Here is a 21,108-nt window from a genome sequence, read left to right as displayed (position 1 = left end):
ACCGGCGGGCAAGCAATTCCCTCTAAATCGGACAGAAATCGGGGAACGCCATGTTACAGGACAAGATTGTCGCAGCCGATCCGGCCGCGATCGAGGGGATGGCCAAGCTGTGCGGCGACCTGGCGGTCGGCTGTACCGATACCGCCGGCCATATCACCGAGGTCGCCGACAGCGTCAGCCGCCAGATCGCGACGATCGCCACCCTCGAACAGATTATCGCCGGGCTGGAAGCGGACCAGAGCCGTGTCGCCGATTCCACCGACGAAGCGCGGCTGCTGTCCGAAAAAGCGCGGATCAAGCTCGACGCGGGTGCCCGTGTCATCGCCGAGTCGCTCGGCGAATTCATCGCGGTGACCAATCTGGTCGTGAAGCTGGGCGAGCAGGTGACGGAGGTCACCGCCGCCCTCGCCCAGGTCAAGCGGGTGACGCAAAGCATCGACACCATCGCCAGGACGACCAACATGCTGGCGCTTAACGCGGCGATAGAGGCGGAACGGGCGGGCGATGCCGGGCGGACTTTCGCCGTCGTCGCCGCCGAGGTGAAGAAGCTGGCCCAGAGCACCCGCGCCGCGACCGAGGAAATCGACACGACAATGACCTGGGTCAGCCGTGAGACCGAGGCGTTTGTCTCAGAGGTCCGAACCAGCGTCGACAAGAGCCGGGCTGCCCAGACCAGCCTGGCGACAGTCAACGATTCCGTGGCGGAGGTTGCCCAGATCGTCGAACTGGTCGACCAGCAAAGCGACGGTATCGCCCGCTCGACCAGTCTGATCCACGACAATGTTCTGCGCCTGCGCGATGAGGTCACCGGCTTTGCCGGCGAAGCGCGGTCGAGCGAGCGGCGGCTGATCGAGGCGCGGGACAAGACGGTCGAGCTGGAACTGCTGTCCAACCGGATGTTCGACCAGCTAGTCCATAGCGGTTTCGCCACCGCCGACCGCCGTCTGGCAGACAAGGCCCTCGAAGCGGCCGAGCGCATCCGCGTGCTGGTCGAGGGGGCGATCGCCCGTGGCGAGATCGCCATGGCCGACGTGTTCGATACCGATTACCGGATCATTCCGGGATCGGAGCCGGAGCGGTTCGACAATCGCTTCAACGATTTCGCCGACCGCTATCTGCGCCCGATCATCGACGAGGTGAGCGATTCGGCGGCGGAAATCGAAGGCGCGGTCTGTTCCGATATCAACGGCTATCTGCCGACCCACCAGAGCAGCCGCTCGCAACCGCCACGCCCTGGCGACATAGAATGGAACACGGCGAAATGCCGTAACCGCCGCATCCTGCTTGATGATGCGACGGCCCGCGCGATCAGGAGCGACGCACCGTTCATGATGGCGGTCTACCGTTTCGAAAAGGGCGACGATTACAGCCTGCTCAAGAACGTCTTCGTGCCGCTCCACTTCGGCGGCCGGCGTTGGGGCAACTTCGAAATCGCCTACGTTTCGCGCGATGGAGCGGAGCGGCAATAGGCGCTTATCGGTTGCCGGGCCGCCGTGCCATGAACGCCAGGCGTTCGAACAGCATCACGTCCTGTTCGTTCTTCAGCAGCGCGCCGTGCAGCGGCGGGATCGCCTTGGTCGGGTCGCGCGTCTGCAGCACCTCCAACGGCATGTCTTCCGCCAGCAGCAGCTTCAGCCAGTCGAGCAGTTCCGATGTCGACGGCTTTTTCTTCAGGCCCGGCACCTCGCGGATCTCGTAGAAGATATCCATCGCCCGGCTGAGCAGCGTTTTCTGGATGCCGGGGAAATGGACGTCGACGATCGCCTGCATCGTCTCGCGGTCTGGAAAACGGATATAGTGGAAGAAGCAGCGGCGCAGGAACGCGTCCGGCAATTCCTTCTCGTTGTTGGATGTGATGACGACGATCGGCCGATCGACCGCCTTCACGGTTTCCCCGGTCTCGTAGACATGGAATTCCATGCGATCGAGCTCCTGGAGAAGATCGTTCGGGAACTCGATGTCGGCCTTGTCGATCTCGTCGATAAGCAGCACCGGCAGGGCAGGGGCGGTGAACGCCTCCCACAGCTTGCCCTTGCGAATATAGTTGGCGATGTCGTGGACGCGCTGCTCGCCAAGCTGCCCGTCGCGCAGGCGAGCGACCGCATCATATTCGTACAGCCCCTGCTGGGCCTTGGTTGTGGACTTGATCGCCCATTCGATCAGTGGCGCGCCGACCGCCTTGGCGATCTCCGTCGCCAGCACTGTCTTGCCGGTGCCCGGTTCGCCCTTGACCAGCAGCGGCCGGCGCAGCGTCACCGCGGCGTTGACCGCAACCTTCAGATCGTCGGTCGCGACGTAGTTGCTGGTCCCATCGAAGCGCATCGTTATCCTTCCGGCAGCCACACGGCTACCGGATAGGGGCGGGCGCCTGGCGGTGCAACCGGGTCAGGCGCGGCGGGCAGCGCGCCGGGCGTCGAGCAGGTCCCACAACCCGCGGTGCTGGGCCAGCATCTGCCGCGCGCCGAAACCGATCGCCCGGTCGATCCGGCCGGTGTCGGCAACGGCCAGCATCACCGCGCGGGTTTCCTGCTCATCAGGCAGGGTGCAGGCTGGCAGGTGCGTGCCCAGCCGCGCCGAGGCGGCGTCGAGAACGGAACGGACCGCCTTCCAGTCGAGAACCAGCGCCAGCGCGGCGCCAAGCGCGGTGCCGTGCCTGTCGGACTGGGCGAGCATGTCGAGAGCGTGCGCCTGTTGGATCACCGCCGCTTCGCTTTCCGCCTGTCCGGGGGTGCTGGGCAGCGGGCCGGCGGCGACGACCAGCTGGGTCAGCGCGGCACGTTCCTCGGTAAAGCCGATCGCGGCCGCCTGCAGCCAGTCCTGTGCGGCGGGATGGCGCTCGCGCTCGGCGGCGTAATCGATGACGCCGGGGTGGCGGCCATGCAATTCGGTCAGGTAGTGGACAGCATCGGCGAAGTTGCGGGCCGCCGCCGGTCCGTCGAGCAATATGCGCGACAACAGCAGCGGGTGTGCGGCGCTGCCCTCGTTCCTGACCAGCGAAACCAGCAGCTCGGCGCTGTTTCGCGGTTCGGCAAAGTCGGTCCTCGGTAAAGTCATGTCGGCGCGCACCCTTATTCCCTTATCTCGCCGCCTTTGCGGCGGACGCGGGACTATCGGGCATGGCTTATAACCGAAGCGCGTAAAGAGCTGGTTTATGCGATTTTAGCCATGGCTTTCCGCCGCTTGCAGGCCACGCTTCGTCTTACTGATCGAGGAAGCTGCGCATTTTGCGCGAACGGCTCGGGTGCTTCAGCTTCCTGAGCGCCTTCGCCTCGATCTGGCGAATGCGCTCGCGGGTGACGCTGAACTGCTGGCCGACCTCTTCCAGCGTATGGTCGGTGTTCATGCCGATGCCGAAGCGCATGCGCAGTACGCGTTCCTCGCGCGGCGTCAGGCTGGCGAGCACGCGGGTGACGGTTTCCTTCAGGTTGGATTGAATCGCCGCGTCGACCGGGATGACAGCGTTCTTGTCCTCGATGAAATCGCCGAGGTGTGAATCCTCTTCGTCGCCGATCGGCGTTTCAAGCGAGATCGGCTCCTTGGCGATTTTCATCACCTTGCGAACCTTCTCCAGCGGCATGGAGAGGCGCTCGGCCATCTCTTCCGGTGTCGGCTCGCGGCCCTGCTCGTGCAGGAACTGGCGGCTGGTGCGCACCAGCTTGTTGATCGTCTCGATCATGTGGACAGGGATGCGGATCGTCCGCGCCTGATCGGCGATCGAGCGGGTGATCGCCTGCCTGATCCACCAGGTGGCGTAGGTGCTGAACTTGTAGCCGCGGCGATACTCGAACTTGTCGACCGCCTTCATCAGGCCGATATTACCTTCCTGAATAAGATCAAGGAATTGCAGGCCGCGATTGGTGTATTTCTTGGCGATGGAAATGACCAGGCGCAGATTCGCCTCGACCATCTCCTTCTTGGCGATCCGTGCCTCGCGCTCGCCCTTCTGCACCATGTTGACGATGCGACGGAACTCGGTCAGCGACATGCCGGTCGCCTGCGCGATCTCACCGATCTCGCTGCGGATGCGGTCGACGGCCTCGCTTTCGGCGGCGGCGAAGGCTGCCCATTTCTTGTCGATCTTGCTGACGCCGTCGAGCCAGGTCTCGTCCAGCTCGTGATTGACATAGGCGTCGAGGAACGCCTTGCGCGACACCTTGTGGCGCTCGGCAAGCCGCAGCATCTGGCCGCCTAGCGCGGTCAGCCGCCGGTTATAGGCGTAAAGCTGGTCGACCAGATACTCGATCTTGGTCTGGTGGAACTGCACGCTCTCGACCTCGGCGGTCAGATCCTCGCGCAGCTTGTGGTATTTCTTTTCCTCGGCGGGCGGGAAGGCTTCGCCGGCCCCCAGCGCCTGCAGCCGCGAGACCTGCAGCTTGGAAAATTTGCGGAACACCGTGGTGATCGTCGCGAATTTTTCCAGCGCGGCCGGTTTCAGCAACTCCTCCATCGCCGCCAGCGACAGGGTGTTGTCCTCGTCATCTTCCTCGACCGGGCGCTTGGCGCGCCGCTCGGTCATCGCGCCTTCCTCGTCGTCGTCGGACGACACTTCCTCGATGTCGTCCTCTTCCTTGTAGGACGGGCCGGCGTTCTTCTCGGAAATCTCGCCGTCGCCGCTGTCCTCGTCCTCCAGGCTGTCGGGGGACGGGTCCTTGGTCAGCATCGCGTCGAGATCGAGGATCTCGCGCAGCTGCATCTGGCCTTCGTTCAGGGCCTGCGACCAGCCGATGATCGCGTTGAAAGTGATCGGGCTTTCGCACAGCCCGAGAATCATCGTGTCGCGGCCGGCTTCGATCCGCTTGGCGATGGCGATTTCGCCTTCGCGGCTGAGCAGCTCGACGGCGCCCATTTCGCGCAGATACATGCGCACCGGGTCGTCGGTGCGGTCGACGGTCGTCGTCTTCTTCTCGCTGACGGACGGGGCGGGGCCGTCGTGGGTGTCGATCGCCTCCTCTTCCTCGTCCTGCTGCGTCTGCTCCTCGGCGTCCTCGCCGGCATCCTCGTTCTCGACGATGTTGACGCCCATGTCGTTCAGCGCCGACATGATGTCTTCGATCTGCTCGGACGACATCTGGTCCTGCGGCAGAGCCTCGTTCAGCTCGTCGTAGGTCAGGTAGCCGCGCTTCTTACCGCGGGCGATCAGCTTCTTGATCGACGCCTCGTTCAGGTCGATCAGCGGCGCGTCGCCGGTTTCGGTCTTGTCAGCGGCCTCGGCCGTATTCGTCTTCGCCATTTATTCGCCTTCGAACTCCCGGCCGTCCTCGCCGCCCTGCATCAGGTTGGCGAGCCGCCGCTCCACATCGCCCCTCAACCCAAGCAAACGCTGTTGCTCGGCAAAGGTCTCATCATCAAACCGCGCCTGAAGCCGCCCGGTCGCCGCATGCAGCGCCGCGTCGACTTCGGGCCGCGACACCATCACCTGGATCGCCTCGTCCAGATCGACCCGCGCCTTCTCCGGCTCCGCGTCCTTGCGGGTGAAGGAGAAGGGCAGGCTGTCAGCCCGCAGCAGCTCATGTGCGACATCATTATACTCGGATGTCGCCAATATGGTCGACAGGCGCCCATTATCAAGCGTCTGATCGGTGATCGCCACTTCGACCAGCGCCGCCATCAGTCGCGCGATCGCCGGATCATGGAACTCAAGCCCGGCCAGCGCCTCCATATGGCGAGTAATTTCAGTGGGAAAGCGCAGCAATCCGGCCGCGACGCTCTTCGCCAGAACGCGATCGATACCGGTGGCGCCAATTCCGCGTGCGGCGGTGGATGCCGGGCGGGTGAAACCACGCGCGAACGGCCGCGCCGGGTTGCCGGGGCCGTTGGGGGCGCCGCGTGGCCCGGCGTCGCGGCGGCGGGTCAGGAAACGCGCTTCGAACCGTTCCCGGAATTCGGCCTGATATTGCTGGCGCACATCCGTGTCGCCGATCGCGGCGGCCATGTCGGCTAGCCGCCGGCGCAGCCCGGCGCGCTGTTCCGGCGTCGCCAGTTCGCCGTCTTCCAGCGCGTGGCGCCACAGTCGGTCGACCAGCGCCTCCGGCCGCGCCAGCAGCGCCTCGAACGCCGCCGCCCCGCCGGCGCGGATCAGGTCGTCCGGGTCCTGCCCGGCCGGCAGGGTCAGGAATGCCAGCGATCGGCCGGGGGCGAGCAGGGGCAGGGCGCGCTGGGCGGCGCGGATCGCCGCCTTCTGCCCGGCCGAGTCGCCGTCGAAGCACAGGATCGGCACTTCGCTCATCCGCCACAGCCGCTCAAGCTGGGCTTCGGTCAGCGCGGTGCCGAGCGGCGCGACCGCTTCGCCGAAGCCGGCCTGCGCCAGCGCGATCACGTCCATATACCCTTCGACGACCACAATCCGACCGGCCTTGCGCGCCGCGGCCCCGGCTTTGTCGAGATTGTAGAGGGTGCGCCCCTTGTCGAACAGCGGCGTGTCCGGCGAATTCAGGTATTTAGGCTCGCCCTGACCAATGATCCGGCCGCCGAACGCAATCACCCGCCCGCGCTGGTCGCGGATCGGGATCATCAGCCGATCGCGGAACCGGTCGTATGGCTCCTTGTCCTCGACCGCGATCAGCAATCCGCCTTCGATCAGCAGCGGGTCGCCCGCCGTGGCCAGCGCCGCGCGCAGCTTCCCGCGCGAATCGGGTGCAAAGCCCAAGCCAAAGGTGCGGCAGGTCGCCTCGCTCACCCCGCGCCGGTCGAGATAGGCGCGGGCGCCCGCTCCGGCGATGCCGCCCAGTTGCTCGGTGAACCAGCGTTGCGCTTCGGTCATCACTCCGTGCAGCGTGTCGGCGCGCTCGGCCTTTTCGGCGGCGCGCGGGTCGGGCGCCGGCACCTCCATTCCGGCGGCGGCGGCCAGTTCCTTCACCGCGTCGATGAACGGCAGCCCGCGCTGGTCGGTCATCCAGCGGATCGCGTCGCCATGCGCGGAACAGCCGAAGCAGTGGTAGAAGCCCTTTTCGTCATTGACGTAGAAGCTGGGCGTCTTTTCGTTGTGGAACGGGCAGCAGGCCCGGAATTCCCGCCCCGCCCGCTGCAGCTTCACCGTCCTGCCGATTAGCGCGGACAGCAAGGTGCGTGCACGCAGTTCGTCGAGGAAGGCGGCCGAAAGGCTCACCGCGTCGCGGTCCTCAGCCGGCCAGCGCCGCCTTCACCAGCGCGCTGGCCCTGCTCATGTCCAGCGTACCGGCGTGGCGGGTTTTCAGTTCGGCCATCACCTTGCCCATGTCCTTGATGCCGGCGGCGCCGATCTCCGCCTTGATCGTTTCGATCGCGGCGCGGGTTTCGTCGTCGGACAGCATGGCCGGCAGGAAACGTTCGATCACCGCCACCTCGGCCTTTTCGGCTTCGGCGAGGTCGGTGCGGCCGCCCTGTTCGTAAAGCAGGATCGATTCGCGCCGCTGCTTGACCATCTTCTGCAGCACTTCGCTGACCAGCACGTCGTCATCGGGCTTCGCGCTGCTCGTCCGCAGTTCGATGTCGCGGTTCTTGATCGCGGCCTGCACCATGCGGATCGTGCCGGTCGCGGCCTTGTTGCCGGCCTTCATCGCGGCGATCAGCGCGCTCTTTATGTCGTCGCGAATCATCCCGCGCGCTCCATTCGTTTCCGGAAACGCTCTGGATAGCGCGGCCGGGTGATTTTTAATAGATTGACCCGCCTTTGCGTGGCACTTATCGACCCCGCCGTTTACCCAAGCAGGAGCACCCCAGACGATGGCCGAGGCCAGCCCCCCCCGCGCGCGCCAAAAAGCCACCGGGGCGTTGGTGTTGGCGTCTGGCGAAGTGGTGTGGGGCAGGGGCTTCGGCGCCGCCGGCCACGCGGTCGGGGAGCTGTGCTTCCACACCGCGATGACCGGCTATCAGGAGATCATGACTGATCCCAGCTTCGCCGGTCAGATCATCACCTTCACCTTCCCCCATATCGGCAATGTCGGCACCAATGCCGAGGACGTCGAGGCATCCGCGCCCCACGCGCTTGGCTGTGTGGTGCGAGAGGACGTGACCGCGCCCAGCAATTTTCGCAATGTCCAGCCGTTCGACCAGTGGCTGCGTGCCAACGGCCGTATCGGCCTTGCCGGCGTCGACACCCGCGCGCTGACCCGGCGGATGCGGACGCTTGGCGCGCCGAACGCGGTGATCGCCCACGACCCCGACGGCAATTTCGACCTCGACGCGCTGCGGGCGCTTGCCCGCGACTGGGCTGGGCTGGAGGGCATGGATCTTGCCAAGGACGTCACCGGAGCCCAGCGCGACTGGACCGGCGGCCCCTGGCGTCTGGGCGCTGGCTACGAAACGGTGACGGGCGGCGATCGCCCGCATGTCGTCGCGATCGATTACGGCGCCAAGGACAATATCTTCCGCAATCTGGTGACGGCCGGTGCGCGGGTGACGGTGCTGCCGGCCAACGCCGGCTATGACGAGATCGTGGCGCTGAAGCCGGCCGGCGTGTTCCTGTCCAACGGCCCCGGTGACCCGGCGGCGACGGCGGATTATGCGGTGCCGACGATCCGCAAGCTGCTCGACGCCGACATGCCGATCTTCGGCATCTGCCTCGGCCACCAGCTGCTCGGTCTCGCCGCCGGCGCGCGGACCAAGAAGATGCGTCAGGGCCACCGCGGCGCCAACCACCCGGTCAAGCGGCTGGAGGACGGCGTGGTCGAGATCACCAGCATGAACCACGGTTTCACGATCGAGACGGAGAGCTTGCCGGCGAATGTCGTCGAAACCCATGTCAGCCTGTTCGACGGTTCGAACTGCGGCATCGCTTTTACCGACAAGCCGGTCTTCGCGGTGCAGTACCACCCGGAGGCTTCGCCCGGTCCGCAGGACAGTTTCTACCTGTTCCGACGGTTCGTGGAGGGGCTGGCATGACAATCGTCCAGGCGCCGCCGTCTTCCGCTTTCCTCGCCACTCTCTCCCGCAAGGGTGAGTGGGCTTCCAGCATGCACCAAGGCCGCTAATGCCCAAAAGAACCGACATTTCCTCGATCCTCGTCATCGGCGCGGGGCCGATCATCATCGGCCAGGCGTGCGAGTTCGATTATTCCGGCACCCAGGCGGTCAAGGCGCTGAAGGAGGAGGGCTACCGGATCATCCTGGTCAATTCCAACCCGGCAACGATCATGACCGATCCGGAACTGGCCGACGCGACCTATGTCGAGCCGATCACGCCGGAAATCGTCGCCAAGATCATCGAGAAAGAGCGCCCGGACGCGGTACTGCCGACGATGGGCGGGCAGACCGCGCTCAACACCGCGCTTGCCCTCTATAACGACGGCACGCTGGAGAAGTTCGGCGTCCAGATGATCGGCGCCGACGCTGAGGCGATCGACAAGGCGGAGGACCGGCTGAAATTCCGCGAGGCGATGGACCGGATCGGGCTGGAAAGCGCCCGGTCGCGCATCGCCCATACGCTGGAAGAGGCGGTCGCTGCGCTCGACCATATCGGCCTGCCGGCGATCATCCGGCCCAGCTTCACGCTTGGCGGCACCGGCGGCGGCGTCGCCTACAACCGTGACGAATTCGTCAGCATCGTCACCGGCGGGCTGGACGCTTCGCCGACCACCGAGGTGCTGATCGAGGAATCGCTGCTCGGCTGGAAAGAATATGAGATGGAGGTCGTGCGGGACCGCAACGACAACTGCATCATCATCTGCTCGATCGAGAATGTCGATCCGATGGGCGTCCACACCGGTGATTCCATCACCGTCGCGCCGGCGCTGACGCTGACCGACAAGGAATACCAGATCATGCGCAACGCCAGCATCGCTGTGCTGCGCGAGATCGGGGTGGAAACCGGCGGCTCCAACGTCCAGTTCGCGGTCAATCCCGCCGACGGGCGACTGGTGGTGATCGAGATGAACCCGCGGGTCAGCCGTTCGTCGGCGCTGGCGTCGAAGGCGACCGGCTTCCCGATCGCCAAGGTCGCCGCCAAGCTGGCGGTCGGCTATTCGCTGGACGAAATCCAGAACGACATCACCGGGGCGACGCCGGCCAGCTTCGAGCCGACGATCGACTATGTCGTCACAAAGATCCCGCGCTTCGCGTTCGAAAAGTTCAAGGGCGCGGAGCCATTGCTCTCAACGTCGATGAAGAGCGTTGGCGAAGTGATGGCAATTGGGCGCAATTTTCATGAAAGCCTGCAAAAGGCGCTGCGCGGGCTGGAAACCGGCCTGTCCGGCCTGAACACCGTTGACGCGCTGGTCGGCGCGTCGCGGGACGACATTCTCGCCGCGCTGTCGCGGCCGACGCCGGACCGGCTGCTCGTTGCTGCCCAGGCGCTGCGCGAGGGGCTGAGCGTCGTCGAAGTCCATCAGGTGTCGAAATTCGATCCCTGGTTCCTCGACCGGCTGGCCGAGATCGTCGCTGCCGAGCGTGAAGTGGTCGACGGCGGCCTGCCGCAGGATGCGGACGGTCTGCGCCGGCTGAAGGCGCTTGGCTTTTCCGACAAGCGGCTGGCCTGGCTGGCGCTGCAATCCGTCAATCTGCGCCATGGCATGGATCGGGCGATTGCGCGCGGTTCCGGTCTGGTCCGTGACGCGGTGGTGGCGATGACCGGCGGCGTCACCGAGGATGAGGTCCGCGCGCTGCGCCACCGTCTTGGCGTTCGCCCGGTGTTCAAGCGCATTGATACCTGCGCCGCCGAGTTCGACGCGCGCACCCCCTACATGTACTCGACCTACGAAGCGCCGCTGTTCGACGCGCCGGAGTGCGAGGCGCAACCGTCCGACCGCAAGAAGATCGTTATCCTCGGCGGCGGCCCGAACCGGATCGGGCAGGGCATCGAATTCGATTATTGCTGCTGCCACGCCTGCTTCGCGCTGGCCGATGCCGGCTACGAAACGATCATGGTCAACTGCAATCCGGAAACGGTCAGCACCGACTATGACACCTCCGACCGCCTGTATTTTGAGCCGCTGACCGCCGAAGACGTGCTGGAGATCCTGCATGTCGAGCAGTCGAAGGGTGAACTGGTCGGCGTGATCGTCCAGTTCGGCGGCCAGACGCCCCTGAAACTCGCGCAGGCGCTTGAGGATGCGGGTATCCCGATCCTCGGCACCAGCCCGGACGCCATCGACCTGGCGGAGGACCGCGAACGCTTCGCCCGGCTGGTCAACCAGTTGAACCTGCGCCAGCCCGACAACGGCATCGCCCGTAGCCGGGACGAGGCGGTCGCGGTCGCCGAACGCATCGGCTACCCGGTGCTTATGCGCCCGTCCTACGTGCTCGGTGGCCGGGCGATGGAGGTCGTCGACGGCCAGGCCCAGCTGGATTCCTATATCCAGACGGCGGTGCGCGTGTCGGGCGATAGCCCGGTGCTGATCGACCGCTATCTGCGCGACGCGATCGAGGTCGACGTCGATGCGATCGCCGACGGCACCGATGTCGTCGTCACCGGCGTGATGCAGCATATCGAGGAGGCGGGCGTCCATTCCGGCGACAGCGCCTGTTCGCTGCCGCCCTACAGTCTCAGCGAAGAGATCGTCGCGGAAATCGACCGGCAGACCGTGGCGCTCGCCACCGCGCTGAAGGTCAAGGGGTTGATGAACGTCCAGTTCGCGGTCAAGGACGGCGATGTCTACCTGATCGAGGTCAACCCGCGCGCCAGCCGCACCGTGCCGTTCGTTGCCAAGGCGATCGGTACGCCGATCGCCAAGATCGCCGCCCGTGTCATGGCCGGAGAGAAGCTGGCCGACCTGCCGCGTATCGACAGGACGATCGACCATATCGTCGTCAAGGAAGCGGTATTCCCCTTTGGCCGCTTCCCCGGTGTCGACCCGGTCCTCTCACCGGAAATGAAGTCCACCGGCGAAGTTATGGGAATTGACCTGGATTTCGCCACCGCCTTTGCCAAGGCGCAGATGGGTGCCGGCGCCAGTCTGCCGACCAAGGGAACGGCGTTCGTCTCCGTCAAGGATGGCGACAAGCCGGTTATTCTGCCGGCGGTCAAGGCGCTGGCGGCGCTTGGTTTTACGATCATCGCCACGGCCGGCACCGCCGATTACCTTGCCGCCCACGGCGTTGCGGTCGAAACGGTGAACAAGGTGGCGCAGGGTCGCCCGCACATCGTCGACCGGATCAAGGACGGCGACGTCGACCTGATCTTCAACACCACCGAAGGCTGGCAGTCGCTGAAAGATTCTCAGTCGATCCGCGCATCGGCGATTTCGGGGAAGCTGTCCTATTTCACTACCGCCGCGGCCAGCGTGGCTGCGGTGAAGGCGATAGAGGCTTTGCGTGCCCATCCCCTTGAAGTGCGCCCCCTCCAGTCATACTATGAGGGTTTACACGCCTGATCCCGAAATTTTGTTTCGCGGGACGGCGGCCTGGATGACGGGTCGCCGGCCGAGTTTCTTTTGACAAGGGTGGAACGAATGGCAACCGTTGAAAAGCTGCCGATGCTGGCCGAAGGGCACAAGGCCCTCTCCGAGGAGCTGCACCGCCTGAAAACCGTCGACCGGCCGGACGTGATCGCCGCCATCGAGGAAGCGCGCGCCCATGGCGACCTGTCCGAGAATGCGGAATATCATGCTGCGAAAGAGCGGCAGGGCCATATCGAGGCATCGATCAGCGACATCGAGGATCGGCTGAGCCGCGCCCAGGTGATCGATCCGACGACGCTGTCGGGCGACAAGATCGTTTTCGGCGCGACCGTCACCTTGCTCGACGAGAATGACAAGCCGGTGACCTATCAGATCGTCGGCCAGACGGAGGCGGACGCCAAGCGCGGCCGTATCTCGTACAACTCGCCGCTCGGCCGGGCCTTGATCGGCCGGCGTATTGATGACGAGATCGAGGTGACGGTGCCGTCTGGCGACCGTTGGTACGTGGTGTCCAAGATCGAATTCATCTAAAGACCGCGGGCACGCCGCCGCGTACCCGAAGGACCCACCCCCATGCCCATCACGCTTCCGCAAGGCCGGCTGACCCAGGCGCTGCTCTGGGTCACGGCGCTGGCCTATGTGGCGCTATGGGCGCTGGGCAAGGCTGACGCGGCGGCCTATCTCGGCGGCTTCATTCCCGGGCGGGTCAGCGGCTTCGTCAATCTGACCGGCGCGGTGCCGGCGTGGCTGACGCCGCTCAGCGCGACGCTGCTGCATGGCGGCGTCGCCCATCTCGGCTTCAACCTGCTGATGCTCGCCTTTTGCGGGCGCTTTGTTGAAAGCGTGGTCGGCGCCGGACCGTTCGCCTTCCTCTATGTCGTCGGCGCCTACGCGTCTGCGGGCGCCCAGTATTTCGCCGGCCCGTTCGCGCCGGAGCCGATGATCGGGGCGAGCGGTGCGATCTCGGCGGTGCTCGGCGCCTATGCTTTGCTGTTCAGCCGCCAGCAGGTCCGGGCGATCGGCCCGCTGTCCTCTACCACCGTCCGCGTGCTGTGGCTGGCGGCGGCGTGGATATTGGTCCAGGCGCTGTTCGCGCTGGCGACCGCCGGCTCGCAGATGCACATCGCCGTCGCCGCCCATATCGGCGGCTTCATAGCGGGCCTGCTCCTTGCCCGCCCGCTACTACTCTGGCGCTATCGCTCGGCCTGAACAGCGTTACCGTACCCGCGGCCCACCGAACGGCAGCGGCGGCGGCGCGCGCCGGTCGCGGCGGGGGAGCTGCGCCTGATAGGCCTGCCCGCAATGCTCGACGCAGTAGGGGAAACCGGGATTGACCGGCCCGCCACAGAAATGGAAATCCGGCTCGCCGGGGTGGCCAAGCGGCCATTTGCAGATCCTGTCGCTCAGGTCGAGCAGCGTCGTCTTGCCGGCCATTTCCGGGCTCGGCTTGGCTGGAACCAGCCGGCGGGGCGGCGCGGGGGCAATCGGCGCCTGCTGGTCGCCCGGCCCCTGACGCAGGAAGCCGCCCGGGCCGATCGAACGCAGCTGGACGGCGGGTTCCGCCGCCGGTTCGCTCGCCGCGGGCGCCGCCGCGGCTGGTGCCGGGCGCGGCGCGGACGGACGCGGAGCCGGCGTCGGGGTCGGTTCGGCATGGCGCGCGGCGGGCTCGCGCGGCGCGGGCGCTGGCGTGGGGCTGGCGGGCGCCGCCTCCTTCGCCTTGCTCTTGTCCTTCTCCTTCACCGGCGACGGGCGCGATTGCAGGCCAAGGCGGTGCGCCTTGCCGATCACCGCGTTACGGCTGACGCCGCCCAGGGTTTCAGCGATCTGGCTGGCGGTCAGCCCGCCTTCCCACATCGTCTTGAGCTGCTCGATCCGCTCGTCGGTCCAGGCCATGTCTATCCTTCAATCCGAAATTCAGCCGTGCATTCTTGCGGGTCCGGCCGCGTGCCGATAGGCGCTGTTGCCATGAACGACCAGCCCCAGCCCGGAATCCGCTTCGCACCCGGCGAGGCAACGATCAAGAACGTCAACTGGCCGGGTCTCAGGACGCTGTATGTGAAGGAGGTGCGCCGCTTCTTCAAGGTGCAGCTTCAAACGATATGGGCGCCGGCGGTAACAAACCTGCTGTTCCTGACGATTTTCACGGTCGCGCTCGGCGGCGCCAGCCGCACCGTGCTCGGCCATCCTTTCGCCGATTTCATCGCACCCGGCCTTATCGTCATGGGGATGATGCAGAACGCCTTCGCCAACGCCAGCTTCTCGCTGCTGGTCGGCAAGATCCAGGGGACGATTGTCGACTATCTGATGCCGCCGCTGTCGCATGCGGAGTTGCTGGCCGGGCTGGTCCTCGCTTCGGTCACGCGCGCGATTCTGGTGGGGCTGGTGATCTGGGCGGCGATGCTGTTGTGGCCGGGGCTGCACGTAATGCCGCGCCACCCCGCCGCTCTGCTGTGGTTCGGGCTGAACGGAGCGGTGATGCTGTCCTTCCTTGGCGTGCTGACCTCGATCTGGGCCGACAAGTTCGATCACGCCGCCTCGGTCACCAATTTCGTCATCGCGCCGCTGTCGCTGCTCTCCGGTACCTTCTACGCAATCGACAATCTCGCACCGCTCTACCGGGCGATCAGCCATGCCAACCCGTTCTTCTACATCATTTCCGGCTTTCGCTACGGCTTCCTCGGCGAAGCGGATTCGCCGATCATGATCGGTGCCGCGCTGTTGCTGGCGATCAACATCGCACTCGGCGTCCTCGCCTATGCGCTGCTCCGCACCGGGTGGAAGATCCGGAACTGACGGACCGCCGCATAGCGTTGCATTGATTCTGCGCTCCGCCGGGCTTATACGCGCGGCCTCAGGCGGCCGGTAAAGCCGCCTTTTTGCATTGGGCTGCCGCCCGCCTCCGAAAGGACCCTGCGATGACGATTTCCGCGCTGATGCCCGTCTATCCCCGGTGCGGGACGCGGCCGGTGCGAGGCGAGGGCTGCTACCTGATCGGCGAGCGCGGCGAACGCTATCTGGATTTCGCCAGCGGCATTGCGGTCAACCTGCTCGGCCACGGTCATCCGCATTACACCAAGGCGGTGCAGGATCAGGTGGCGACGCTGATGCACGTCTCCAACCTCTACGGCAGCCCGCAGGGTGAGGCATTCGCCCAGCGGCTGGTCGACAACACCTTCGCAGACACGGTGTTCTTCACCAACTCCGGCGCCGAGGCGGTCGAATGCGCGATCAAGACCGCGCGTCGTTACCACTATGCCAACGGCAATCCGGAACGGCACACGATCATCACCTTCTCCAACGCGTTCCACGGCCGCACCCTCGGCACGATCAGCGCGACGGATCAGGAAAAGCTTCGCGAGGGGTTCGAGCCGCTGCTGCCGGGCTTCGCCTATGCGCCGTTCAACGATCTGGAGGCGGCTGAAAGGCTGATCGACGCCAGCACCGCCGGCTTCCTTGTCGAACCGATCCAGGGCGAAAGCGGCATCCGCCCGGCGACGCCGGAATTCCTGAAAGGGCTGCGCGCGCTCGCTGACAAGCACGGCCTGCTGCTGATCCTGGATGAGGTGCAGAGCGGCGTCGCCCGCACCGGCACGCTATACGCGTATGAGCAATACGGCATCGTGCCGGACATCATGGCCAGCGCCAAGGGCATCGGCGGCGGCTTTCCGATGGGCGCCTGCCTCGCGACCGAGGAAGCGGCGAAGGGCATGGTGCCCGGCACCCACGGCTCCACCTATGGCGGCAATCCGCTTGCGATGGCGGCGGGGCAGGCGGTGTTCGACGTCATCCTCGCCGATGGCTTCCTCGACCATGTGAAGCAGATGGGCGAACGGCTGCGCCAGACGCTGGAGCAGATGATCCCCAACCACGACACGCTGTTCGACAGCGTGCGCGGCACCGGGCTTATGCTTGGCCTGCGGCTGAAGGTGCCGAGCCGTGATTTCGTCGCCCACCTGCGCGATCATCATGGCCTGCTCACCGTTGCGGCTGGCGATAACGTCGTCCGTATCCTGCCGCCGCTGGTGATAGAGGAAGACCATATCGCCGAATTCGCCCGCAAGCTGTCGGAAGGCGCGCGGAGCTTCACTCCGTCCGACGACGCGGCATGAGCGGCACCGGCACGATCCGCCATTTCCTCAACCTGTCGGATGCCGGCGGGGACGGGGTCGCGGCGATGCTTGCCGACGCGGTCGATCGCAAGGCGGCGCGCGCCGGCTGGCCGAAGGGCCGGGCCGACGCCGACCGGCCGCTTGACGGCCATGTGCTGGCGATGATCTTCGAAAAGAACTCGACCCGCACCCGCGTGTCGTTCGACATGGCGGTCCGCCAGCTCGGTGGCACCAGTATCGTCATGGACGCCGGGTCGATGCAGCTCGGCCGGGGCGAAACGGTCGCCGACACCGCCCGCGTGCTCGGCCGCTATGCCGACGCGATCATGATCCGCACCGACGATCATGCGAAGGTGGAGGAGATGGCGGCGCACGCCGGCGTGCCGGTCATCAACGGCCTGACCGATCTGTCGCACCCGTGCCAGATCGTCGCCGACCTGCTGACCGTCGTCGAGCGCGGGGTGCAGCTTCCCGGCTCGAAATGGGCATGGCTGGGCGACGGCAACAATGTCCTCAACTCGATCGTCGAGGCGGCCGGCCTGTTCGGCTTCTCGGTCGCGATCGGCTGCCCGGAGGGCTACGACCCCGACGACCGCTTCGTCGCGGCGGCGCGCGCGCGTCTCGCCGGCACCGGCGCGACGGTGGTGGTGGAACGTGATCCGCTGCGCGCCGCTGCCGCCGCCGACATCGTCGTCACCGACACCTGGGTGTCGATGGGGCAGGCGCATGCGGCGGAAAAGCTGGCGGCGATGGCGCCCTATCAGGTCAATGCCGGGTTGATGGCGGCGGCGAAGGGCAATGCTACCTTCCTCCACTGCCTGCCCGCCCACCGCGACGAGGAGGTGGCGTCCGACGTCATCGACGGCCCGCGCTCGGCGGTGTGGGACGAGGCGGAGAACCGGCTGCACGCGCAGAAATCGGTGCTGCTCTGGTGCCTCGGCCGGCTGTGACGGTCTGATGCCGGCGCCCGCCGACCCAGCGGCCACCGCGATCGACCTGGCGCTGGGCTTTGCGATTCCGGCGCAGGACGCGCGCGGTCGCTTCGCCCGGATCGGCCCGACGCTCGACGCGATTCTCGCCGCGCATGCCTATCCGCCGCGGCTGGAAGCGCTGCTGGCGGAGGCGTTGGTGCTGACCGCGCTGTTCGGCACGACGCTGAAGGACGAGAACGGGCAGATGACGCTGCAGGCGCAGACTGAAGGCGGTGTCGTCGACCTGCTGGTCTGCGATTATCGCGCCGGCGCGCTGCGCGGCTATCTGCAATTCGACGCCGATCGTTTCGCCGAGGCGCCGGCCGATCCGTCGCTGTTCGCGCTGTTCGGTCAGGGTTATCTGGCGATCACCTTCGATCAGGCGGTTACCGGCGAACGCTATCAGGGCATCGTGCCGCTGGAAGGGGGGTCGTTGGCCGCCGCCGCCGAGGCGTATTTCGCCCAGTCGGAACAGATCCCCAGTCTGGTCCGTGTCGCCATCGCCGGCGGGGCGGGGCTCCCCTGCGTCGCCGGCGGCATGTTGGTCCAGCATTTGCCCGGCGGCGAAGCGGGGCGAGACCGGCTTCACGCCCGCATCGACCATGGCCAGTGGGCGCATGTTTCGGCGCTCGCCGCGACGATCAAGGCGAACGAACTGACCGATCCGGCGCTGCCGCTCGACACGCTGGTCTGGCGCCTGTTCCATGAAGAGGATGAGGTCCGGCTGCTCGGCGAGACCGCGCTCGGCAAGGGCTGCCGCTGCGACCCCGTCCATATCGCCAGCGTCCTCGCCCGCTTTCCTGCGGAGGAACGCGCGGCAATGGCCGATGCGGACGGGATCATCGGCGTCGATTGCGCGTTCTGTGCGCGAACCTTTCCGGTTTCGCTGGCCTCCCTTGCGGCGGCCGGCGGCGAACCCACATAGGCAGTGCGGCATTGTACGGAACGCTATCGTAACCAGTTCCGTCTAATGCGCAGGTCGTCCGCGCGGGTGGGGCCATGTGGGTGAGATTGTGAAGCTGACATCGTCGATTGTTCTTGAAGCGCTGTTGATCCTGTCGCCGTTGTCCGGCGGCGCGGCGGCGCTTGCCGTGGCGCCGCAGCCGGTGGCGCGGCTGAAAGCGCTCGCCTCGGTCGAACCGGGCCGCTGGCAATTGAAACCCTATGACGGGGTCGGCCCGGCGCGCAGCATCTGCATCGCCGAGGCGGCAAGCCTGCTCCAGGTTCAGCATCCCGGCTCCAATTGCACCCGTTTCGTCATCGACGATCAGCCGGCAAGCGCGACGGTTCACTATACCTGCCCCGGCAACGGCCATGGTCGCACGACGATCAAGGTCGAGACCAGCCGCCTGCTCGACATCAGTTCGCAAGGCATTTCCGCCAACGCGCCGTTCAATATGCGTTACGAGGCGCGTCGGGTCGGCGCCTGTTGAACGCCGATGGCGTTAACGCTTGATTGACCATTTCAGCGCTACACCGTGTGCCGTGCCGCCTGCCGGCACAGCTTCCTCCTAACCAGGCCGCAACGGCCTTCCTCGGGCCGCTTTCATTGGCGGCCCTTCTTTTGCCCGCCCTTGCGCCGGCGCTGGCGGAGCGGTAGCCGCCGCTGTCATGATCCGAAATCCCAAGCGTGCCGTCGTCCTGCTGTCCGGCGGCCTTGACTCGATGGTCTGCGCCGGCCGCGCGCGCGAGGAAGGCTTTGCCGTTCTCGCGCTGACCATCGACTATAATCAGCGCCACGCTGTGGAAATCGCCGCCGCTCATCGTGTTGCGGCGATGGTCGGCGTCGAACGCCATATCGTGCTGCCGATCGACCTGCGCGCGTTCGGCGGATCGGCGCTGACCGACGCGATCGCGGTGCCGAAAGACGGGGTGCGGGACGGGGTCATCCCCGCCACCTATGTCCCGGCGCGCAACACGATCTTCCTGTCGCTGGCGCTCGGCTGGGCGGAGGCGGCGGGCGCCCGCGACCTGTATGTCGGCGTCAACGCGGTCGATTATTCCGGCTACCCCGATTGCCGGCCGGAATTTGTCGCCGGCTTCGAGCGGCTGGCGGAACTGGCAACCCGTGCCGGGGTGGAGGGGGACCCGTTCCGCATCCGCGCGCCGCTACAGCATATGAGCAAGGCGGAAATCGCGGCGGAGGCGGCCCGGCTCGGCCTCGACGCCGGGCAGAGCTGGTCCTGCTATGATCCGACGCCCGACGGCCGCCATTGCGGCCTGTGCGATAGCTGCCGCCTGCGCAGCGCCGGGTTCGATGCGGCCGGGCTGCCCGACCCGACCGTCTACGCCGCGCGACCGTGAGCTATGCGGTCAAGGAGATGTTCCTGACCCTGCAGGGGGAGGGGGTGCAGGCCGGGCGCCGCGCGGTATTCGTCCGCTTCGCCGGCTGCAACCTGTGGAGCGGGCGAGAGGCGGACCGCGCCACCGCGCAATGCCAGTTCTGCGATACGGATTTTGTCGGCGTCGATGGCGATGGCGGCGGGCGTTTCGCCGACGCGGGCGCACTGGCGGCGGCGGCGCTTCGGCTGTGGGGCGCCGACAGGGCAGGGGCTTATTGCGTGCTGACCGGCGGGGAACCGCTGCTCCAGGTCGACGCGGTGCTGGTTGACGCGCTCCACGCCGCCGGCTTCACGATTGCGGTCGAAACCAACGGCACCATCGCCGCGCCGCCCGGCATCGACTGGATCTGCGTCAGCCCCAAGGCGGGGACAGCCATCGTTCAGACCAGCGGCAACGAGCTGAAGCTGGTCTGGCCGCAGCCGGAAACCGACATCGCCCGGCTCGAAAGCTGGGCCTTCGACCATTTCCTGGTCCAGCCGATGGATTGTGCCGATGGCGCGGCGGCCCGCGCCGCCGCCATCGCATTGGTCATGGCGCGCCCGCGCTGGCGCCTGACGGTACAGGCGCACAAGCTGCTCGGCCTGCGCTGATCAGAACGCGAACGGGCAGCGGCGGGTGTCGAGTTCGCCCTTCTTGCCCCAGCATTTGTCGTCCAGCGGCGGCATCGGGGTAACGATCGGCAGGATCTGGTATGTGAAACGCTGTTCGCCGTGGCGGTTCAGGCTGTTGCGCAATTCGCTCAGATATTTTTCGGCGACGAGGTGGAACTGCCCCTTTGGCACGAACAGCGCGGTGCGCCCGATCTTGCTGACCGTTTCGCAGAAAGTGTATTGCGACGACACCGTCGAAAAGCGCGAATAGGTTCGTGTGCCATATTGGTCGAACGCGTTCTGGGCCACCTTCAGCGGCTTCTTCGTGCGTTTGAAATAACCTTCCAGCGTCTGGTACGCCTTGCCCAGCTCGACCCGGTGATAATCGATCACATGGTTGTACTGGACATTGGCGAGCAGCGTCGGATCGAACTGGCACTGGAGCGCGCCGACATTCAGCCCGGCGCGCAGCATCCAGACCAGCGATGCCTGCAACTCCGCCGGGGTCGCGCCGGGTAGCGGGTTGTGCAGTTCCGGTTCGTCCCCGCGGACCGGGGCACCGCTCAGGTCCGGCGATTTCCAGAAGAAATTGGCCGGCGCCGCCGTCGGCACCGCCACCAGGCCCGCGCTTGCCGCCGCCAGGGCAGCGCGCCATCCAGTCGAAACCGCCATCCCACTCCTCCGCAAACCTGTGCTGCCTGATTAAGGATGTTTCGCGCCAGCCTCAATCCTTGATAGCGCGGATATGAAAAGGCCGCCCGGTTCCCCGGACGGCCCGTTCATCG

Annotated in this window: 19 protein-coding genes; 12 read left to right on the top strand and 7 right to left on the bottom strand. The window is 66.2% G+C overall.

Annotation, left to right across the window (positions count from 1 at the left end; all coding sequences use genetic code 11):
- Positions 1 to 50: 50 nt before the first annotated feature.
- Positions 51 to 1,469 (top strand): methyl-accepting chemotaxis protein, encoded by a 1,419-nt coding sequence (locus tag ACMT1E_RS07830; RefSeq protein ID WP_414899485.1) that lies wholly within the window; start codon positions 51 to 53, stop codon positions 1,467 to 1,469.
- A 4-nt stretch (positions 1,470 to 1,473) separates the two neighbouring features.
- Here the strand turns inward: ACMT1E_RS07830 and ACMT1E_RS07825 are convergent, their stop codons facing one another.
- The 5 genes from ACMT1E_RS07825 to ACMT1E_RS07805 form a co-directional block, all read right to left on the bottom strand.
- A complete protein-coding gene (locus tag ACMT1E_RS07825; RefSeq protein WP_414899484.1) occupies positions 1,474 to 2,322 on the bottom strand; it encodes an AAA family ATPase in 849 nt (282 codons plus the stop codon).
- 63 nt (positions 2,323 to 2,385) lie between these two features.
- A complete protein-coding gene (locus ACMT1E_RS07820; RefSeq protein ID WP_414899482.1) occupies positions 2,386 to 3,054 on the bottom strand; it encodes a DUF6975 family protein in 669 nt (222 codons plus the stop codon).
- 145 nt (positions 3,055 to 3,199) lie between these two features.
- Complete coding sequence (rpoD, locus tag ACMT1E_RS07815; RefSeq protein WP_414899481.1) at positions 3,200 to 5,230, bottom strand: RNA polymerase sigma factor RpoD; 2,031 nt, start codon at positions 5,228 to 5,230, stop codon at positions 3,200 to 3,202.
- Entirely contained in the window at positions 5,231 to 7,105 is a 1,875-nt protein-coding gene (gene dnaG, locus ACMT1E_RS07810; protein ID WP_414899479.1) for a DNA primase, read from the bottom strand.
- A gap of 13 nt (positions 7,106 to 7,118) precedes the next feature.
- Positions 7,119 to 7,574 carry a GatB/YqeY domain-containing protein gene (locus ACMT1E_RS07805; protein WP_414899477.1) on the bottom strand — a complete coding sequence of 152 codons (456 nt, stop codon included), beginning with the start codon at positions 7,572 to 7,574 and terminating at the stop codon, positions 7,119 to 7,121.
- A gap of 127 nt (positions 7,575 to 7,701) precedes the next feature.
- Between ACMT1E_RS07805 and carA the strand changes: the two genes are divergently transcribed.
- The 4 genes from carA to ACMT1E_RS07785 all read left to right on the top strand — a co-directional run bounded on the left by carA (position 7,702) and on the right by ACMT1E_RS07785 (position 13,519).
- Complete coding sequence (gene carA / locus ACMT1E_RS07800) at positions 7,702 to 8,859, top strand: glutamine-hydrolyzing carbamoyl-phosphate synthase small subunit (protein WP_414899476.1); 1,158 nt, start codon at positions 7,702 to 7,704, stop codon at positions 8,857 to 8,859.
- A gap of 88 nt (positions 8,860 to 8,947) precedes the next feature.
- Positions 8,948 to 12,283: a carbamoyl-phosphate synthase large subunit gene (gene carB, locus ACMT1E_RS07795; RefSeq protein ID WP_414903237.1), complete on the top strand. Its 3,336-nt coding sequence runs from the start codon at positions 8,948 to 8,950 to the stop codon at positions 12,281 to 12,283.
- Positions 12,284 to 12,361: 78 nt separating this feature from the next.
- Positions 12,362 to 12,841: a transcription elongation factor GreA gene (greA, locus tag ACMT1E_RS07790; protein ID WP_414903235.1), complete on the top strand. Its 480-nt coding sequence runs from the start codon at positions 12,362 to 12,364 to the stop codon at positions 12,839 to 12,841.
- A gap of 48 nt (positions 12,842 to 12,889) precedes the next feature.
- Complete coding sequence (locus ACMT1E_RS07785; RefSeq protein ID WP_414903331.1) at positions 12,890 to 13,519, top strand: rhomboid family intramembrane serine protease; 630 nt, start codon at positions 12,890 to 12,892, stop codon at positions 13,517 to 13,519.
- A 6-nt stretch (positions 13,520 to 13,525) separates the two neighbouring features.
- On the opposite strand, the gene ACMT1E_RS07780 is transcribed toward ACMT1E_RS07785, so the two are convergent.
- On the bottom strand, positions 13,526 to 14,203 hold the full coding sequence (locus ACMT1E_RS07780; protein WP_414903234.1) for a GcrA family cell cycle regulator: 678 nt from the start codon (positions 14,201 to 14,203) through the stop codon (positions 13,526 to 13,528).
- Between the two features lie 72 nt (positions 14,204 to 14,275).
- On the opposite strand from ACMT1E_RS07780, the gene ACMT1E_RS07775 reads away from it, so the two are divergent.
- From ACMT1E_RS07775 to queE, 7 genes are all read left to right on the top strand, one after another.
- Entirely contained in the window at positions 14,276 to 15,103 is an 828-nt protein-coding gene (locus ACMT1E_RS07775) for an ABC transporter permease (protein ID WP_414903232.1), read from the top strand.
- A 122-nt stretch (positions 15,104 to 15,225) separates the two neighbouring features.
- Positions 15,226 to 16,419: an aspartate aminotransferase family protein gene (locus ACMT1E_RS07770; protein WP_414903230.1), complete on the top strand. Its 1,194-nt coding sequence runs from the start codon at positions 15,226 to 15,228 to the stop codon at positions 16,417 to 16,419.
- Complete coding sequence (gene argF, locus ACMT1E_RS07765; RefSeq protein ID WP_414903228.1) at positions 16,416 to 17,369, top strand: ornithine carbamoyltransferase; 954 nt, start codon at positions 16,416 to 16,418, stop codon at positions 17,367 to 17,369. The genes ACMT1E_RS07770 and argF overlap by 4 nt, the downstream gene beginning before the upstream one ends.
- Before the next feature lie 7 nt (positions 17,370 to 17,376).
- Positions 17,377 to 18,315, top strand: a complete 939-nt coding sequence (locus tag ACMT1E_RS07760; RefSeq protein WP_414903227.1) for an Hsp33 family molecular chaperone HslO — start codon at positions 17,377 to 17,379, stop codon at positions 18,313 to 18,315.
- A gap of 76 nt (positions 18,316 to 18,391) precedes the next feature.
- Positions 18,392 to 18,823 carry a DUF3617 domain-containing protein gene (locus tag ACMT1E_RS07755; protein ID WP_414903225.1) on the top strand — a complete coding sequence of 144 codons (432 nt, stop codon included), beginning with the start codon at positions 18,392 to 18,394 and terminating at the stop codon, positions 18,821 to 18,823.
- A gap of 178 nt (positions 18,824 to 19,001) precedes the next feature.
- Complete coding sequence (queC, locus tag ACMT1E_RS07750; protein WP_414903223.1) at positions 19,002 to 19,694, top strand: 7-cyano-7-deazaguanine synthase QueC; 693 nt, start codon at positions 19,002 to 19,004, stop codon at positions 19,692 to 19,694.
- Complete coding sequence (gene queE / locus ACMT1E_RS07745; RefSeq protein WP_414903222.1) at positions 19,691 to 20,323, top strand: 7-carboxy-7-deazaguanine synthase; 633 nt, start codon at positions 19,691 to 19,693, stop codon at positions 20,321 to 20,323. The genes queC and queE overlap by 4 nt, the downstream gene beginning before the upstream one ends.
- Here the strand turns inward: queE and ACMT1E_RS07740 are convergent, their stop codons facing one another.
- On the bottom strand, positions 20,324 to 20,995 hold the full coding sequence (locus ACMT1E_RS07740; RefSeq protein ID WP_414903221.1) for a hypothetical protein: 672 nt from the start codon (positions 20,993 to 20,995) through the stop codon (positions 20,324 to 20,326).
- Between the last annotated feature and the right edge of the window lie 113 nt (positions 20,996 to 21,108).

It is taken from the genome of Sphingomonas flavalba (genome assembly GCF_047553045.1).
GTDB lineage: Bacteria > Pseudomonadota > Alphaproteobacteria > Sphingomonadales > Sphingomonadaceae > Sphingomonas_L > Sphingomonas_L flavalba_A.
The sequence above is the reverse complement of the archived record's forward strand: the minus strand, read 5'-3'. Positions and strand labels throughout refer to the sequence as shown.

What these genes read in the sequence shown, in the direction of transcription:
- ACMT1E_RS07740 (WP_414903221.1), bottom strand. Translation starts at nt 20,995, where the DNA reads ATGGCGGTTTCGACTGGATGGCGCGCTGCCCTGGCGGCGGCAAGCGCG.
- rpoD (WP_414899481.1), bottom strand. Translation starts at nt 5,230, where the DNA reads ATGGCGAAGACGAATACGGCCGAGGCCGCTGACAAGACCGAAACCGGC.
- ACMT1E_RS07830 (WP_414899485.1), top strand. Translation starts at nt 51, where the DNA reads ATGTTACAGGACAAGATTGTCGCAGCCGATCCGGCCGCGATCGAGGGG.
- ACMT1E_RS07805 (WP_414899477.1), bottom strand. Translation starts at nt 7,574, where the DNA reads ATGATTCGCGACGACATAAAGAGCGCGCTGATCGCCGCGATGAAGGCC.
- greA (WP_414903235.1), top strand. Translation starts at nt 12,362, where the DNA reads ATGGCAACCGTTGAAAAGCTGCCGATGCTGGCCGAAGGGCACAAGGCC.
- ACMT1E_RS07775 (WP_414903232.1), top strand. Translation starts at nt 14,276, where the DNA reads ATGAACGACCAGCCCCAGCCCGGAATCCGCTTCGCACCCGGCGAGGCA.
- argF (WP_414903228.1), top strand. Translation starts at nt 16,416, where the DNA reads ATGAGCGGCACCGGCACGATCCGCCATTTCCTCAACCTGTCGGATGCC.
- ACMT1E_RS07825 (WP_414899484.1), bottom strand. Translation starts at nt 2,322, where the DNA reads ATGCGCTTCGATGGGACCAGCAACTACGTCGCGACCGACGATCTGAAG.
- ACMT1E_RS07770 (WP_414903230.1), top strand. Translation starts at nt 15,226, where the DNA reads ATGACGATTTCCGCGCTGATGCCCGTCTATCCCCGGTGCGGGACGCGG.
- ACMT1E_RS07760 (WP_414903227.1), top strand. Translation starts at nt 17,377, where the DNA reads ATGCCGGCGCCCGCCGACCCAGCGGCCACCGCGATCGACCTGGCGCTG.
- carB (WP_414903237.1), top strand. Translation starts at nt 8,948, where the DNA reads ATGCCCAAAAGAACCGACATTTCCTCGATCCTCGTCATCGGCGCGGGG.
- carA (WP_414899476.1), top strand. Translation starts at nt 7,702, where the DNA reads ATGGCCGAGGCCAGCCCCCCCCGCGCGCGCCAAAAAGCCACCGGGGCG.
- ACMT1E_RS07780 (WP_414903234.1), bottom strand. Translation starts at nt 14,203, where the DNA reads ATGGCCTGGACCGACGAGCGGATCGAGCAGCTCAAGACGATGTGGGAA.
- ACMT1E_RS07820 (WP_414899482.1), bottom strand. Translation starts at nt 3,054, where the DNA reads ATGACTTTACCGAGGACCGACTTTGCCGAACCGCGAAACAGCGCCGAG.
- queC (WP_414903223.1), top strand. Translation starts at nt 19,002, where the DNA reads ATGATCCGAAATCCCAAGCGTGCCGTCGTCCTGCTGTCCGGCGGCCTT.